The sequence below is a fragment of the Blastomonas sp. genome, assembly GCF_030373265.1.
In the GTDB taxonomy this organism is placed as follows: domain Bacteria; phylum Pseudomonadota; class Alphaproteobacteria; order Sphingomonadales; family Sphingomonadaceae; genus Blastomonas.
Genome location: NZ_JAUCZC010000015.1, coordinates 15,812 through 31,118 on the forward strand (window position 1 = coordinate 15,812; position 15,307 = coordinate 31,118).

The window sequence follows — 15,307 nt, forward strand, 5'->3', positions numbered from 1 at the left end:
GCATCGATGTTGAGGCTATCAGTGGGTTTGAAGCGAATGCATCAGCGTCGGCCAGCGCTGCAAGGCGCTGCCGATTTCGGCCGAGGCTTCGCGCAGCATCGGCAACCGGGTGCGGACCAGTTCGTCCTGCGAAATCCGGGTGGTCGAGGTCGAACAGTTGATCGAGGCGATCGCATTGCGAGCCGCATCAAACACCGGCACCGCAACCGAAACGATACCATAATCGAGCTCGTCGAGCGCCGAATCATAGCCGGTCTCGCGCGCCCCCTGCAGCCGCTGCTCCAGCGCATCGGCGCTGATTACGGTGCGTTCGGTGAAGCGCTGCAGGCTGGCGCTCGCCATATAGTGTGCGATCACCTGCGCGGGCTGGAACGCCAGCAGCACCTTGCCCAGCGACGTCGCGTGCACCGGAAAGCGGGTGCCCACCGTGGCACCCAACCGGATCCGCCGGTTGGTCGAGACATGCGCGACATAGAGGATATCGCTGCCCGACAGCACCGCCATCGACGCGCTGTCGCCGGTATCGTCGCGCAGTTTCTGCAGCGGTGGCAGGATGACCTGGTCGACATTCATCGACGACAGATACGCCGTGCCGAAGGAGAGAACCTCGGGCCGCAGCAGGAACTTGCGCCCGAACTGCGCGACATAGCCCAATTGCACCAGCGTATTGAGGCAGCGGCGGGCGACAGCGGGGCTCAAGCCCGTGACCTGCGCCACCTCGCTCAATTGCATTTCGGGGTGCGTCGCATCGAACGCGCGCAGCACCTTCAAGCCTCGTTCGAGGGTCGATAGATACTCGCTGTCCTTCTCGGGTTTGGGTGCACCGTCCATCATTGCACCGCTAGCCGCTGGGGCGGGTGCAAGCAAGGCGATGCTGTCCGCAGCGGTCAGCGGTGTCACTCGGCAGCAGCGGTTGCGGCGGCCACGCCCAGAATCTCTTCATTGTGCTGGCCGAGCACCGGCGGCGCGGTGACCTGGGTCGAGCGCTCGCCATCGAAGCTCAGCGGCGAGCGGATGGTGCGGAACCGGCCATGCGGACCATCGGGGTCCTCGATGGTGAGCCCCAGATGCTGCGCCTGCGGGGTCTCGATGACCTCGGGCGCGCTGTAGACCGGCGAATGCGGCACTTCGAGCTGCTCGAGCGTGGCGCACCAGTCGGCTCGCGCCCGCGCGGCGAACAGCGGCGCGAGGAAGGCTGCCACCTTTTCGTAATTTGCGATCCGTGCCTCGCGGCTGGCGAACTCGGGGCGCTGCAGCATGTCGGGCTGGCCGACCGCGGTCGCAAGGTTCTCCCAGAACTTGGGCGGCGAGGACATATGCAGCGCCAGCCAGTCGCCGCCGGCGCACTGGAAGACATAGGATTGCGAGACATTGGGCCGGCTGTACGGGCCCATCACCTGATCATCCGAGAAATAATGGGTGAAATCGTCGAGATTGAAATGCGTCATCGCCTCGAACATCGAGACCTCGACCAGCCGGCCCTTGCCGGTGGTCTCGCGCTCGTGCAGCGCAGCGAGTACGCCGTACGCGCCGTAAAAGCCGGTGATCGCATCGGCGAGCGCGGGGCCCACCACGCGGGGGTTTTCAGGATTGACCAGCAGCCGCAAAAAGCCGCTGGCCGCCTGCGCCACGGTATCGAAGGCGGGGCGGTCGCGATCGGGCCCGGTCGCGCCGAACCCCGAGATCGAGAGGTAGATCAGCCGCGGGTTGATGGCGCGCAGCCGCTCGGGGTCGACATTGATCTTGTCGGCGACCCCGGGGCGGAAGTTCTGGATGAAGACATCGGCCTTGGCGACCAGCCGGTCGAACGCTTCGAGATCCGCGCCGCCGCGCGTATCGAGCGTGATCGAGCGCTTGTTGCGGTTGTAGGTCTGGAAATGCGGGCTGTAGAGGCCACCACGAAACGCCCGGAACGGGTCGCCGCCATCGGGCCGCTCGACCTTGATGACATCCGCGCCCAGATCGGCGAGCATCATGCCTGCAGCAGGTCCGGTGATGAACGTGCCCATTTCGAGCACGGTGACATTGGCAAGCGGCTTGGCCATATTGACATCTCCCTGACACCCACCCATAGAAAATTCGATATACGAAATCAACTTCGTAAATCGAATTAATGGCGGCGTGCCTCCTCTCTCCCGCCCAGCATTACGGAAGGATTTGCTTCATGCGCATCGGCAAGCAGGACGCCCCCTATACCGCCATCTGCACGTCGGACGCCGACAGCATCACGGTGCGCGGGCATGACCTTTGCGGCGACATCATCGGCAAGATGGATTTCACCAGCTATTTCTGGCTGCTGGTCACTGGGAACGAACCCACCGACGTGCAGAAGTTCTTCGCCAACGCCGTGCTGGCGGCGATCGCCGAACACGGCCTTGTTCCCAGCGTTGTTGCCGCGCGGATGACCTACGCCGCCGCGCCCGAAGCGTTTCACAGCGCGGTCGCCGCTGGGCTGCTGGGTTGCGGATCGGTGGTGCTGGGCAGCGCCGAAGTCGCCGGGCGGTTCTATGCCGATCTGGTGACCGAGGTCGGCGCCACCGGCAAGCAGGCCGCCGAAGTCGCATCCGCCGGCGTGCGCACGCTGCGTGCCACCAAACAGGCAATCCCGGGCTTTGGCCATCCCCAGCATTCCGCAGGCGATCCGCGCGCGCTGCTGCTGCTGAAAATGGCCGAGGAGCACGGCATCGTCGGGGAGCATATCGGCATGCTGTATGCGTTGCGCGACTGCCTGCCCGAAACCTTGGGCCGCCCGCTGCCGATCAACGTCAACGGCGCGATCCCGGCGGTGATGCTCGACGTCGGCTTTCCGGTCGGGGCGCTCAAGGGCATCTCGCTGCTGGCGCGCACCGCCAGCCTGATCGGCCATCTGCACGAAGAGATCGAACGCCCGATCGGCTTCATCATGTCGGGCGCGGCGGCGGCTGCGATCGACTATGATGGGCCCGAACCCGCCGCCTGACCGGCCAGCCTAGCGCGTACAGGCGTCCAGTCCATCGCGCTGGACGATGCCGATGCGCTGCGCGATATTGTTGCCATAACGCCGGGTGAAACCGCTGGGGTTCTTGACCGAGCGCTTCTTGGGCAATGGTAAAGCCGCCGCCATCCGCGCCGCCTGGTCGCGGGTCAGCGATCCGGCGCCCTTGCCGAAATAGCGCTGCGCACCCGCCTCGACCCCATAGGTGCCGATCCCGGTTTCAGCGACGTTGAGATACACCTCCATGATCCGGCGCTTGCCCCAGATCGTCTCGATCAGCACGGTGAACCATGCCTCGAGCCCCTTGCGGAAGAAGCCGCCGCCCTGCCAGAGGAACACGTTCTTGGCGGTCTGCTGGCTGATCGTCGATCCGCCGCGTATCCGCCCGCCTTGCGCATTGCGCCGCACGGCGTTCTCGATCGCCTCGCGGTCGAACCCGCTGTGCGTGCAGAATTTGCCGTCCTCGGCAGCGATCGCGGCGGCGATCATATTGCGGTCGATGCGCTCGATCGACGTCCAGTCGCGCGTCGCCCCATTGGGGTCGGTCAGCATGGTGATCGTGGTCGGCGGCGGGACGAAGCGATAGATCACCACCATCACCAGCGACAGCAGCACGAAGCCGAAGATCAGCTTGAAGATCGATGCGATCACCCGGGCGAGGACTCCGCGTTTGCGGGCAGCCATCATGCGGGGCTCAGCGCTTGGCTTGCCATTTGACGATATCGCCAGGCGCGATCCCCAGTTCCGCGGCGCGGCCACCGGCAAGCTCGAGCACCGCAGCCACAGGGCCGTCCGAGCTCACCGCGTCGAGCGAATAGGGCGTCGTATTCGCCGCGATGCTCTCGATGCTGCCATCGGCACGCACGAAGATGATGTCGAGCGGGATCACCGTGTTCTTCATCCAGAAGCTGGCGGGCTTGAGGCTGGGGAACGGGAAAATCATCCCCGCATCGGGCGCCAGCTCGGTGCGGAACATCAGCCCCTGCGCCTGCTCCTGCGACGTGCCAGCGACCTCGACGGTGAAACTGTGCCGCTTGCCCTTGCTGTCGATGGTCAGCGGCACCAGCGCCAGCCCGGCGGGCGACAGCGCGGAGGCGTCGGCTGCGGGACGCTGAGCGATCGCATCGCTGGGGGCAGAGGCGTTGCAGGCGACCAGTGCGAGCGTTGCCAGGGTGGTTGCGCACCATTTCATGACCATCATTTCTCCTAAAAATCCTCTTCAAGCCCCGCGATCTGATCCATGCTATCGGCGAAAACGATACGCCGAGCGAGTGCAAAATCATGCCCAGCGCGGATAAACGCCTGCAACTGCCTGCGCCTCTTGTCCGGATCGGCGGGCTGATCGGCAAAGGCGCCGATCCGCTTGCGCTTGGCAAAGGCCAGCGCCGCGCTCACCGCCTGGTCTTTGCCCGCCGCGCGCATCTCTCCGCGATCGGGCTCCTTGACCCCGGCTGCGGTCAGCGCCTGTTCGACGCGGCGCGCACCATAGCCCCGGCGCAGCAGCGCCCCGCCCTTCATCGCGGCATACGCGGCATCGTCGACATAGCCCAGCTCCGCGCACCGGTCGGCCAGCGCCACCAGATCGGGCGGGACGTCCCCGTCCCAGCCGCGCTCGCGCAATTTGCGCTCCAGATACTGCACAAGCTTCGCCCGGGTCGAGGCGAACCGTCCCAGATAATGCAGCGCAAGATCCCGCAGGCTCGTCTCGTTGAGCGGCTTGGGCGGGCGGCGTTCGGCCCGGCTGGATCGCGATTTGGAAAACATGCGCCTTGTTTGTGCCACAGTCGGGTCGAAATTTGAACGCCTGTCATCGGTTAGAGCGCTAGGCAGATTTATCATGGGGGTGAGAATGCGCCACGGTCCTGTTCATCCCCGAGCCATTTGATTATGGGCAGATCGCAAAGCTCTGCCCTACAAGCGTCGAGACGCCGGCCAACCGGCACCGCGCACAGGAAAGCAACGGGTTAACACGCATGACTGAACTGCAGCCGACACCAACCGCCGACAGCCTTGCGCGACGCTTCGCCGATTTCGCGACGCTGGGCGAAGCGCTCGATTATGCAGCCAGCGGCGCGCGCGGCTTCAACTTCCACGATCCGCGCGGCACATTGGTGCGGCCCTATCCGTATGCCGAGCTGCGCACCGATGCGCTGGCGCATGCGCGGCGGCTGATCGCGCGCGGCGTGATCCCCGGCGATCGCATCGCCATCGTTGCCGAGACCAGCGCGGAATTTGCCGCTTTGTTCTTCGGCGCGGTCTATGCCGGTGCGTGGCCGGTTCCGCTGCCCCTGCCCACCAGCTTTGGCGGCAAGGAAAGCTATGTCGAGCAGCTCGGCGTGCAGCTGCGCTCCAGCGATCCCAAATTCCTGTTCTATCCGGCAGAGCTCGCCGACATGGGCGGCGAAGCCGCGCGACGTTGCGGTGTCGAGGGGCTCGACTGGGAAGGCTTTGCCGAAGAAGCAGCGCCCGAGGCCGCGCTTCCCGAAGCCAGCACCGACGATATCTGCTATCTGCAGTATTCCAGCGGATCGACCCGCTTTCCGCACGGCGTTGCGGTCACCCACTCGGCGCTGCTCAGCAATCTGGCAGCACATTCGCACGGCATGCACGTGGTGGAAAGCGACCGCTGCATCTCGTGGCTGCCCTGGTATCACGACATGGGGCTGGTCGGCTGCATGCTCTCGATGGTCGCAAACCAGGTCTCGACCGATTATCTCAAGACCGAGGATTTCGCGCGCCGCCCCCTGGCCTGGCTGGACATGATCAGCCGCAATCCCGGCACCTCGTGCAGCTATTCGCCGACCTTCGGCTATGACATTTGCGCGCGCCGCATCGGTAGCCAGTCCAAGGTCGCCGAACGCTTCGACCTGTCGCGATGGCGGCTTGCGGGCAACGGCGCGGACATGATCCGCCCCGATGTGATGCAGAGCTTCGTCAACGCCTTTGCCGACGCTGGTTTCAAGGCCAGTGCCTTCCTGCCGAGCTATGGCCTGGCCGAAGCGACGCTGGCGGTCACGCTGATGCCGCCGGGCGAAGGCATCGTTGTCGATCTGGTCGAGGAACAGCGCCTGTCGGGCGCGCCCGTCGATGCCTCCAGGCCCAAGCGCTATCGCTCGATCGTCAACTGCGGCAAGGCCTGCCGGGGCATGTCGATCGAAATCCGCAATCCCGATGGCTTGGTGCTGGCCGACCGCGAGATCGGCAAGGTGTGGACGGCGGGCCCGTCGATCATGCACAGCTATTTCCGCGATCCCGAGGCGACCGACGCGTGCCTGATCGACGGCTGGCTCGATACCGGTGACATGGGCTATATGGTCGATGGCTATCTGTATATCGTCGGCCGCGCCAAGGACATGATCATCATCAACGGCAAGAACCACTGGCCGCAGGATATCGAATGGGCGGTCGAGCAGCTTCCCGGCTTCAAATCGGGCGATATCGCCGCGTTCTCGATCACCACGCCTGCGGGTGAGGAAGCACCGGCGGTACTGGTCCAGTGCCGCACCACCGACGAGGGCGAACGCCGCCGCCTGCGCGATGAAATCCGCGAAAAGGTCCGCTCGATCACCGGCATGAACTGCGTCATCGAGCTGGTGCCGCCGCGCACGCTGCCGCGCACATCCTCGGGCAAATTGAGCCGCGCCAAGGCACGCAACCTCTACCTGTCGGGCGCCATCCAGCCTTACGAACTGGCAGCCTGACCGCCCTGCGAGCGTGATGCTTATCCCTCGCGGGTTTACCGCGGCAGCACCGGGGCGTAGAGTCGGATCATGTCTGCACGACCGTTCTTGATCCGCGCCGACGCTCGTGCTCCGGCCTGCCAGCCGACCACGCGTCGTGGCTGGGCCGGCGGCCTCATGGCGGCGCTGTTCATCGCGCTTGCGAGCGCGCTGTTGCCCGGCGCGATCCCGGCCAGCCAGATGGTCGGCTCTGCGTTCAATCCCGCGTCCACGCAGGTTGCGCTTGCCCGCGAGGAAAACGAGCGGACGGGCCTTGGCGCTCCGCAAAGAGATCGCCAGCAGCCCGAGACCGGCAGCGGTGACGACGGCCCCGCGCTTGCAACGGCGCAATCGGCCCATCCCGGGCCTGCCTTGTCCTATCCCCAGCCTGCCGACATCGACCGCGCAGGCATGCAGCCTCCGGTTACGGTCTTTGTCCTGTCGGGCGCTGGTCCGCGCGCACCGCCCGCCGCCGCCTGAGCGCAGCCTTCTCTTTCGTGTGACGCCCTGATCCTGGACCCTGAGCCCAGCGATCCGGCCTGACCGGCCCAGCGCCGCAGGGCCCGTCGTCGCATGGCTGCGCGCCACCGCCATCATGCGCGCCCTCCACGCGACGGCGCGACCCAGGCGTGCGCCCTATCTGTGGCGCCACGCCGAGACCATTTTCATCCGAAAGACACCTATGACCCAGGAAAACCACTCCGCACCGCGCGAACCCGCGGCGCATGACCCCGACGCGAACGGCCGCAAGCAACACATCAAGACGCTCTTCACCCGCTACCCGGCGATCTCCAACGACGAGCGCCGCGAGCTTACCACCTATCTGAAAACCGGTCCGCTGCTCGAGATCGGGCTGCTGAAGGGCGACGAAACCATCCGCTACAAGATCGCCGCCTTCGAACAGGAACAGCAAAAAGCGCTCGACTATTCGCCTGTGAGCATCATCGTGCTGCTGGTGATCTTCGTGCTTTTGGCGCTGGTGTTGACAGCTCTTTGGGATATGGGTTCATAACAGACGCGCACTCGGCGGCCGGGCCGGCCTTGCCAGGACCCGGCCGCCACGCGAATGGAACGCTATGCGCGGTGAGTGGTTGGGTGCGGACGGAATGCGTGATCTAGCGGGGCAAATCGTGTTGGCTGTGAAATCGTGACATCGATGCCGCCAGTCTGCAGTCCTGCCACGGGCTGGACCGAAACCGATCGGCTGGCTGCGCTGCTGCGCTACGGCATTATCGACACCCCCAAAGAGGCTGAATTCGAGGACATCGTCCGGCTGGCGAGCGACGTCTTCGATGCCCCGATCGCCGTGGTCAACCTGATCGCGTCCGATCGGCAATGGTTCAAGGCGGAGGTCGGCATCGGCGCACGCGAGCTGCCGCTGGATGTCTCGATCTGCGCGCATGCCATCCTGCAGGATGATCTGTTCATCGTGCCCGACACGCTGCTCGACGACCGGTTCCGCAACAATCCGCTCGTGAACGTCGAGGGCGGCCTGCGCTTCTACGCCGGCGCCCTGCTCAAGACCGAGGAAGGCCTGCCGCTGGGCACGGTGTGCGTGCTCGACCGCGCACCGCGCCCCGACGGCGTCACCGAGCGCCAGCGGCTGACGCTCGAGGTGCTGGCGCGCCAGGTGATGACCCAGCTCGATCTGCGCCGGGCCATCGTCCAGCGCGACGAGCGGTCGATGGTGCTCGAAGCCGAAAACGCCCGCCGGATCGCTGCCGAAGAGGCGCGCAGCCAGAGCGAGACGCGCTATCTCGATCTGTTCAGCGCGATCGACGCAGGGCTTTGCGTGTTCGAGATGCGCTATGATGAACACGGTCGCGGGGCCGATTATCGGTTCCTCGAGGTCAACAGGGCCTTTGCGACGCACACCGGGCTGGAGAATGCGCAGGGCCGCTGGATCCGCGACATGGTCCCGTCGCACGACCAATACTGGTTCGACGTGTATGGCGATGTCGCCCGCACCGGCCAGTCGGTGCGCGTGCAGAACCTCGCCACCGGGCTCGGCAACCGGTGGTTCGATGTCCATGCCTTCCGCATCGGTAAGCCCGAGGACCGGCAGGTCGCAGCATTGTTTACTGATATCACGGCAAGACGGAAATCGGAGCAGGAGCTGCACGAGCTCAACCAGACGCTGGAAGAGCGGGTCACCGAGGTTGTGGCAGAGCGCGAGGCCACGGCTGAAGCCTTGCGCCAGTCGCAGAAGATGGAGGCGATCGGCCAGCTCACCGGGGGCCTCGCGCATGACTTCAACAACATGCTCACCGGTGTGATCGGCAGCCTCGATCTCATCCGTCGCTTTCTGGACTCGGGCAAGACCCAGCAGGTGTGGCGCTATCTCGATGCCGCCGAAACCTCCGCCCAGCGCGCCGCCGCGCTGACCGCGCGGCTGCTCGCCTTCGGGCGGCGCCAGTCGCTCGACATCCGGCCGACCGACGTCAACCAGCTCGTCTGTGGCATGGAGGACCTGCTGCGCCGCACATTGGGCGAACAGGTCGATATGGCGATCGAGCTGGCCAAACCCCTGCGCCCCGCCAGCACCGATGCCAACCAGCTCGAAAGCGCGCTGCTCAACCTGTGCATCAACGCGCGCGATGCGATGCCCGACGGCGGCCATCTGACCATCGAGACGACCACGATGCAGCTCGACAAGGGCTTTTCCGACACCGGCGAAGACCTCCAACCAGGCGATTATGTCGTGCTCAGCGTCTCCGATGACGGCCAGGGGATGAGCGAAGAGACCATGACCAAGGTATTCGAGCCGTTCTTCACCACCAAACCGATCGGCCAGGGCACCGGGCTCGGCCTGTCGATGATCTACGGCTTCCTCAAGCAATCGGGCGGGCATGTCCGCCTGTATTCGGTGCTGGGCAAGGGAACGAGCGTGAAGCTGTTCCTGCCGTGCAGCGACGCTCCCATCGCCCCAGCCGAACCGCGCGCCGCAGCGATGCCTGCAGGCACCGGTGAAACCGTGCTGGTGGTCGAGGACGATGCCGCGGTGCGGATGGTGATCGTCAACGTGCTCGACGAGCTGGGCTACGCCGCGTGCGAGGCCGACGACGCCGATGGGGCCTTGTCTATCCTGCAGTCAGACCGGAAAATTGATCTGCTGATCTCGGATGTCGGCCTGCCCGGACTCAACGGCCGACAGCTCGCGGAAATCGCGCGCCAGGACCGCCCGGGACTCAAGGTGTTGTTCGTCACCGGCTATGCGCAGGGGGCCGCGGTGCGCAGCGGTTTCCTCGATCACGGCATGGACATGCTCACCAAGCCGTTCCAGATCGACACGCTCGCCATCAAGGTGCGGCAGATGCTCACCCTGTCATGATTTGCGAGGTGATCCCCGCCGCACACCGCATGCCCCTTGCACTTTCTCACTGTATTGATATCTTAACACAGTAAGACTTATCGCTTGCCTGCAAGGGCAACTCGCCTCATTTTGGGCGGAAAGCTGGAACGGGAGCGCATACGGCATGGCAACGCAAACTGCGATTGCGGACAAGAAACTGACGCTGGAGGCGCCCGATCCGGTGCCCGTGGTGGCGGCTGCGGACGCCACCGGGCTCGTCCCGGTTTCCGAGGACGTCAGGTCGAAGCTCGACGAAAAGGTCGAGGGCTTCATAGCCGATCTGGTGGCACAGGATGTCAACTCGCCCGAGTTCGGCAAGCGCGTCGACCAGATCACCAATATGGGCCGCAAGGAAATCGGCGAGGCGGCGGGCCAGTCCAACCGCTTTCTCGATCGCCCGGTGCGCGCGATGGACAGCGACAATTCGGTCGGTGCTGATCTCGCCAAGCTGCGCCGCACGGTCGAGGACCTGGACCCCGGCAAGAAGGGCGATCTGTTCACCCGCAAGAAGCTGTTCGGCGTCATCCCGTTCGGCAACAAGATGCGCGATTATTTCGACAGCTACAAAAGCTCGCAAGGGCACATCCAGTCGATCCTCGGCGCGTTGCAGAGCGGCAAGGACGAGCTGCTGATGGACAATGCCGCGATAGACGTCGAGCGGCAGAATCTGTGGGCGGCGATGGGCAAGCTCGAGCAGATGATCCACGTCTCCAAGACGCTCGACGCGCGGCTCGAGGGCAAGGCGGCCGAGCTCGAGATGACCGATCCGGCCAAGGCCAAGGCGATCAAGGAAACCGCCTTGTTCTATGTGCGCCAGCGCACGCAGGACCTGCTCACCCAGATGGCGGTGACGGTGCAGGGCTATCTTGCGCTCGATCTGGTCAAGAAGAACAACGTCGAACTGGTCAAGGGCGTCGACCGCGCCAGCACCACCACCGTGGCTGCTTTGCGCACCGCGGTGACCGTGGCGCAGGCTTTGGTCGGGCAGAAGCTGGTGCTCGACCAGATCACCGCGCTCAACACCACCACCGCCAACATCATCGATTCGACCGGAACGATGCTCAAGGACCAGACCGCCAAGATCCACGAGCAGGCGGCATCGGCGACGATCCCCGTCGAAACGCTGCAGCGCGCGTTCCAGAACATCTATGACACGATGGACAATATCGACACCTTCAAGATCAAGGCCTTGGACAGCATGAAGACCACCGTCGACACGCTGAGCAAGGAAGTCGAGAAATCGAAGGGCTATATCGCGCGCGCCGAGGGTGCATCGCAGGCAGGCGGAAGCGGCGCGTCTTCGGGCCCGTCGCTGCTAAGCTCGCTGGAGGCGTAAGGCAGCCGCACGCATGAGCAAATCCCTGACCAGCCAATCCGACCAGATCCTCGCCGATGCCGCCGCCGTCAGGCGCCGGGTGCAGATGGGCCCCTCGATCGGCAGCAAGTCGCGCGCATTGAAGCGCGAGCATCTGTGGAAGAAGATCGCGGCGATCGCGATCAGCATCGGCGTCATCCTGGTTGCGGCTGGCGTGGTCGGCGCGATCATCAACGGTATCGGTTTTTACGGCGTGCTGCTGACCGTGCTCGCCATGGTCGTCGCGACCGTGGTGCTGGGCAGTTCGATGAAGCTGCGCGTCCCCACGCCCGAGAAGCTCGCCAAGGAGCCGCTCAAGGTGCTCGCCGGCAAGACCGAGATCTGGCTGGAAAGCCAGCGCCCCGCTTTGCCCGCGCCCGCGGTCAACCTGATCGACAACATCGGCGTCCAGCTCGATATGCTCGCACCGCAACTGCAGACGCTCGAGGAAAACAGCGAACCCGCGCGCGAAATCCGCAAATTGGTGGGCGAACACCTGCCCGAGCTGATCACCGGCTATCGCAAGATCCCTGCAGCCATGCGCCAGGAAAAGCGCGGCGAGCGCACGCCGGATGAGCAGTTGCTCCATGGCCTTGGCGTCATCGAACGCGAGATCGCCAGTGCCACCCGCACCATCTCCGAAGGCGACGCCGACAAGCTCGCGATCCGCGGCCGCTTTCTCGAGCTGAAATACGATGGTGTTGCCGACGCGCAATGAGGCTGCGCAGGTTCGCCATGCTGGCCGTGCTGGCCACCGCCGCGCAGCCAGCCATTGCTCACGATTTCTGGCTTTCGCTTGATCGCTGGCATCTTTCGGAGGGAGATCAGCTTCAGGTCGACATGCGCGTGGGCACCGGAGCCGAGCCCGAGCCATGGCAAGTGCGGCCCGAACGTGTCGTCGCCTTCCGCACCATCGCGCCCGACCGCACGATCACCGACAGGACCGATCTGCTGGCCCCGCCCGACAGCATGGAATGGCACGATTCCGTTGTGCCTTTCGCGGGCGCAGGAACGCATATCCTGACGTTCGAAACCACGCCCGCGCTCAGCGACCTGGAAGCCAAGGCGTTCGACGAATATGTTGCGCACGAAGGCTTGAGCGCCGTCGCTGCGCACCGTGCCGCTCTCCCGACACCTGGAACCAACGGCCGCGAACTCTATGCCCGCCGTGCCAAGGCACTGGTACAGATCGGCAAGACCTGCTCGCCGCACGTGCTGCAACCGGTCGGCCTGTCACTGGAAATCGTGCCGCTGATCAATCCGCATTGCGCCACAGGCGATGCGATGCCGGTGGAGGTGCGCTTTCGCGGGCGGCCTCTGGCAGGAGCCCTGTTGCGGATGGAGAGCCTCTCCAACCCGGCCGGCGAGATCGAGCAACGCACCGACGCCGATGGCCGCGCGTCTTTTGCCATGCCCCGCCAAGGCAACTGGAAGATCAGCCTGGTCTGGTCAGTGCCGATCGAAGACAACGCGCAAGCCGAGTACGATACCCTGTTTTCCAGCCTCAGCTTCGGCTTCTGACGTTAGACTAGCCCGCCAGCCAGTCGCCCGACGCAATCCGCTCCAGCCCGTCCACGGCCAAGTTCCAGACATAAACCAGCGCGGTGGCCGTACCGCGCTGGGTGACCAATTTCGCGGTCTCTCGCCGATAGTCATGGGGGAGCGGATCGTCCGCCGCGCATCCCTCGAAAGCGTCAAGCCACGGCTGGCTGGCGGCGGCATCGTGCAGTCGCAGCAGATCGCCGGTCACGGCATCGCAGCCTTCCAGCACCAGCGCAGGATGCCAGCTGACCCGGTAGAGCGTTGCGGTAAGGCTCGCGGTGCCCAGCCAGTCGCTCTCGCGCGCCAGCCGCGCCGCATTGGGATGATCGCTGCCACGGCGCAGCGTGCCATAGACGAAAAGCAGGTCGGGGGCTTGGCGGGCGGGCATGGCTTTGCCTATCATGGCGTCAGGAGAACATCGATATGCAACGCTACACCAGCTTCGCCGAATTCTGGCCCTATTACCTCAGCGAGCACAGCAGAGCAGCTACCCGCGCATGGCATTATGCCGGAACGTCCTTGGTCGTGCTGCTGGGGCTGGCGGCCTTGTTCACCGGCAGCTGGCTGCTGCTCGCCGCGATGCCGCTGGCGGGGTATTTCTTTGCGTGGATCAGCCATTGGCGGATCGAGCGCAACCGGCCCGCGACGTTCACCTATCCGCTGTGGTCGCTGGCGGCGGACTTCAAGATGTGGGGGCTGTGGCTGACCGGACGATTGGGTCCCGAACTCAAACGCGCCGGGGTGCGCTGATCCCGGCGACGGAACCGGCGGCCACCACCGACGTAGGCTCATCACCAAGGAGAGTCTTATGACCGATCAACATGACCCCAAGTCCGCCGCCAACGATCCCGTCGATTGCACCGAAGAGACCGCCCAGCGCGCCGGGGCGAAGCACACCAGCCTGAACAAGGATGACCATGAGGCGAAACCGGACGTCGACAAGGATGACGTCAGCGAACACGATCTGGACGAGGCGCTCGACGATTCGATGGACGCCTCCGACCCGCCATCGTCGATCCAGCCCTGAGCCGCATCACACCGTAATCAGCAAACCCGCCAGCGCCGCGCTCATCAGATTGGCAAGGCTTCCCGAGGCAAGCGCCTTGAGACCGAGCCTCGCGATCATCGGGCGCTGGCTGGGGGCAAGCCCCCCGGTCACCGCCATCTGGATGGCGATCGACGAGAAGTTGGCGAAACCGCACAAGGCAAAGGTCACGATCGCGACCGTGCGCGCCGACAAGCCGGAATCGGCGCCGCCCAGATCGATGAATGCGACGAACTCGTTGAGCACGATCTTGGTGCCGAACAGCCCGCCTGCACGCAACGCCTCGTCCCAGGGCACTCCGATCAGGTACATGATCGGGGCGAAGACATAGCCGACCAGCATCTGGAACGATAGGTCGGTCAGGCCAAACCAGCCGCCGATCCCGCCGAGCAGGCCGTTGGCCATCGCCACCAGCGCCACGAATGCCAGCACCATGGCGCCGACCGCCACCGCGAGCTTGACTCCGGTCTGCGCGCCCATGGCTGCTGCCATGATGACGTTGGCCGGGCGTTCGTCCTCATATTCGACATCGAGCGGCATCACCGCCTCGGGGCTCGCATCGGCAGGATCATCGGGCATGATGATCTTGGCCATCAGGATGCCGCCGGGCGCGGACATGAAGGCTGCGGCGAGCAGGAAATCGATGCGGATTCCCATCGCCGCATACGCCGCCAGGATGGTCCCTGCGACGCCGGCCATGCCAACGCTCATCACCGTGAACAATTGCGAGGGCTTCAGCGCCGCAAGATAGGGGCGGATCACCAGGGGCGATTCGCTCTGGCCGACAAAGATGTTCGCCGCCGCGCACAGGCTTTCGACCTTGGAAATGCCGATCAATTTCTGGATCGCGCCGCCGACCCACTGGATCACGCGCTGCATGATGCCGAGATAATAGAGGATCGACACCAGCGCCGAGAAGAAGATGATCACCGGCAGCGCGGCGATGGCGAAGCTGTTGCCGCCGACATCGGGGCTGGCGAGCGGACCAAAGATGAAGTTGGTTCCCGCCTGGGCATAGCCCAAAAGGTTGGAGACGCCGCGCGCCATCGCCTGGATCGCGGTCTTGCCGGCGGGCACATACAGCACCAGCACCGCGATGCTCGCCTGCAACGCGAACGCCGCGCCGACCACGCGCAGCCGGATGGCGCGGCGGTTGTTGGACAGCAGCAGCGCGATCGACAGGATCAGCGCTATGCCTGCCAGTCCCAGCAAAATCCGTGTCATGCGTTGCGCCCGTGCCCCCGATTGTGGAATTGGTCTGGATTGTCCCCGGTCCTGCCTAGCCAGATTGCCGCGACGGGGGAAGCGTGAACTGTGCGCG

General features: G+C 64.9%; 17 protein-coding genes. 10 read left to right on the plus strand and 7 right to left on the minus strand.

Translation table 11 applies throughout. The features are described 5' to 3' along the window. Window positions 1–18: 18 nt before the first annotated feature. Together QUV11_RS10350 and QUV11_RS10355 are read right to left on the minus strand one after the other, a co-directional pair. Entirely contained in the window at window positions 19–831 is an 813-nt protein-coding gene (locus QUV11_RS10350; RefSeq protein ID WP_300882352.1) for an IclR family transcriptional regulator, read from the minus strand. A gap of 65 nt (window positions 832–896) precedes the next feature. Then, on the minus strand, window positions 897–2,045 hold the full coding sequence (locus QUV11_RS10355; protein ID WP_300882354.1) for a CaiB/BaiF CoA-transferase family protein: 1,149 nt from the start codon (window positions 2,043–2,045) through the stop codon (window positions 897–899). Between the two features lie 119 nt (window positions 2,046–2,164). Between QUV11_RS10355 and QUV11_RS10360 the strand changes: the two genes are divergently transcribed. Next, the gene (locus QUV11_RS10360; RefSeq protein ID WP_300882356.1) at window positions 2,165–2,959 is read left to right on the plus strand and encodes a citryl-CoA lyase; all 795 of its coding nucleotides are present in this window, start codon (window positions 2,165–2,167) and stop codon (window positions 2,957–2,959) included. 9 nt (window positions 2,960–2,968) lie between these two features. On the opposite strand, the gene mtgA is transcribed toward QUV11_RS10360, so the two are convergent. From mtgA to QUV11_RS10375, 3 genes are read right to left on the minus strand one after another with little or no spacing between them, the layout of a single operon-like run. Then, window positions 2,969–3,658, minus strand: a complete 690-nt coding sequence (gene mtgA / locus QUV11_RS10365) for a monofunctional biosynthetic peptidoglycan transglycosylase (protein WP_300882358.1) — start codon at window positions 3,656–3,658, stop codon at window positions 2,969–2,971. 10 nt (window positions 3,659–3,668) lie between these two features. Further along, window positions 3,669–4,166 carry a DUF192 domain-containing protein gene (locus QUV11_RS10370; protein ID WP_367279856.1) on the minus strand — a complete coding sequence of 166 codons (498 nt, stop codon included), beginning with the start codon at window positions 4,164–4,166 and terminating at the stop codon, window positions 3,669–3,671. Window positions 4,167–4,180: 14 nt separating this feature from the next. After that, entirely contained in the window at window positions 4,181–4,738 is a 558-nt protein-coding gene (locus QUV11_RS10375; RefSeq protein ID WP_300882362.1) for a RecX family transcriptional regulator, read from the minus strand. 209 nt (window positions 4,739–4,947) lie between these two features. Between QUV11_RS10375 and QUV11_RS10380 the strand changes: the two genes are divergently transcribed. From QUV11_RS10380 to QUV11_RS10410, 7 genes are all read left to right on the plus strand, one after another. Next, on the plus strand, window positions 4,948–6,675 hold the full coding sequence (locus QUV11_RS10380) for a fatty acyl-AMP ligase (RefSeq protein WP_300882364.1): 1,728 nt from the start codon (window positions 4,948–4,950) through the stop codon (window positions 6,673–6,675). Window positions 6,676–6,744: 69 nt separating this feature from the next. Then, window positions 6,745–7,173: a hypothetical protein gene (locus tag QUV11_RS10385; protein ID WP_300882366.1), complete on the plus strand. Its 429-nt coding sequence runs from the start codon at window positions 6,745–6,747 to the stop codon at window positions 7,171–7,173. Window positions 7,174–7,375: 202 nt separating this feature from the next. Further along, window positions 7,376–7,705, plus strand: a complete 330-nt coding sequence (locus QUV11_RS10390; RefSeq protein ID WP_300882368.1) for a hypothetical protein — start codon at window positions 7,376–7,378, stop codon at window positions 7,703–7,705. 144 nt (window positions 7,706–7,849) lie between these two features. Beyond that, window positions 7,850–10,024, plus strand: a complete 2,175-nt coding sequence (locus tag QUV11_RS10395; protein WP_300882370.1) for an ATP-binding protein — start codon at window positions 7,850–7,852, stop codon at window positions 10,022–10,024. Between the two features lie 145 nt (window positions 10,025–10,169). After that, entirely contained in the window at window positions 10,170–11,381 is a 1,212-nt protein-coding gene (locus QUV11_RS10400) for a toxic anion resistance protein (RefSeq protein WP_300882372.1), read from the plus strand. A 13-nt stretch (window positions 11,382–11,394) separates the two neighbouring features. After that, the gene (locus QUV11_RS10405) at window positions 11,395–12,117 is read left to right on the plus strand and encodes a hypothetical protein (RefSeq protein ID WP_300882374.1); all 723 of its coding nucleotides are present in this window, start codon (window positions 11,395–11,397) and stop codon (window positions 12,115–12,117) included. Then, complete coding sequence (locus QUV11_RS10410; protein WP_300882376.1) at window positions 12,114–12,920, plus strand: DUF4198 domain-containing protein; 807 nt, start codon at window positions 12,114–12,116, stop codon at window positions 12,918–12,920. Before QUV11_RS10405 ends, QUV11_RS10410 begins: the two co-directional genes overlap by 4 nt. A gap of 7 nt (window positions 12,921–12,927) precedes the next feature. Here the strand turns inward: QUV11_RS10410 and QUV11_RS10415 are convergent, their stop codons facing one another. After that, window positions 12,928–13,329, minus strand: coding sequence for a gamma-glutamylcyclotransferase (locus QUV11_RS10415; RefSeq protein WP_300882378.1), 402 nt, complete (start codon window positions 13,327–13,329; stop codon window positions 12,928–12,930). 35 nt (window positions 13,330–13,364) lie between these two features. Between QUV11_RS10415 and QUV11_RS10420 the strand changes: the two genes are divergently transcribed. Further along, window positions 13,365–13,691: a DUF962 domain-containing protein gene (locus QUV11_RS10420; protein WP_300882380.1), complete on the plus strand. Its 327-nt coding sequence runs from the start codon at window positions 13,365–13,367 to the stop codon at window positions 13,689–13,691. Window positions 13,692–13,749: 58 nt separating this feature from the next. Continuing rightward, a complete protein-coding gene (locus tag QUV11_RS10425; protein ID WP_300882382.1) occupies window positions 13,750–13,968 on the plus strand; it encodes a hypothetical protein in 219 nt (72 codons plus the stop codon). 6 nt (window positions 13,969–13,974) lie between these two features. Here the strand turns inward: QUV11_RS10425 and QUV11_RS10430 are convergent, their stop codons facing one another. Continuing rightward, a complete protein-coding gene (locus QUV11_RS10430) occupies window positions 13,975–15,210 on the minus strand; it encodes a NupC/NupG family nucleoside CNT transporter (protein ID WP_300882384.1) in 1,236 nt (411 codons plus the stop codon). Between the last annotated feature and the right edge of the window lie 97 nt (window positions 15,211–15,307).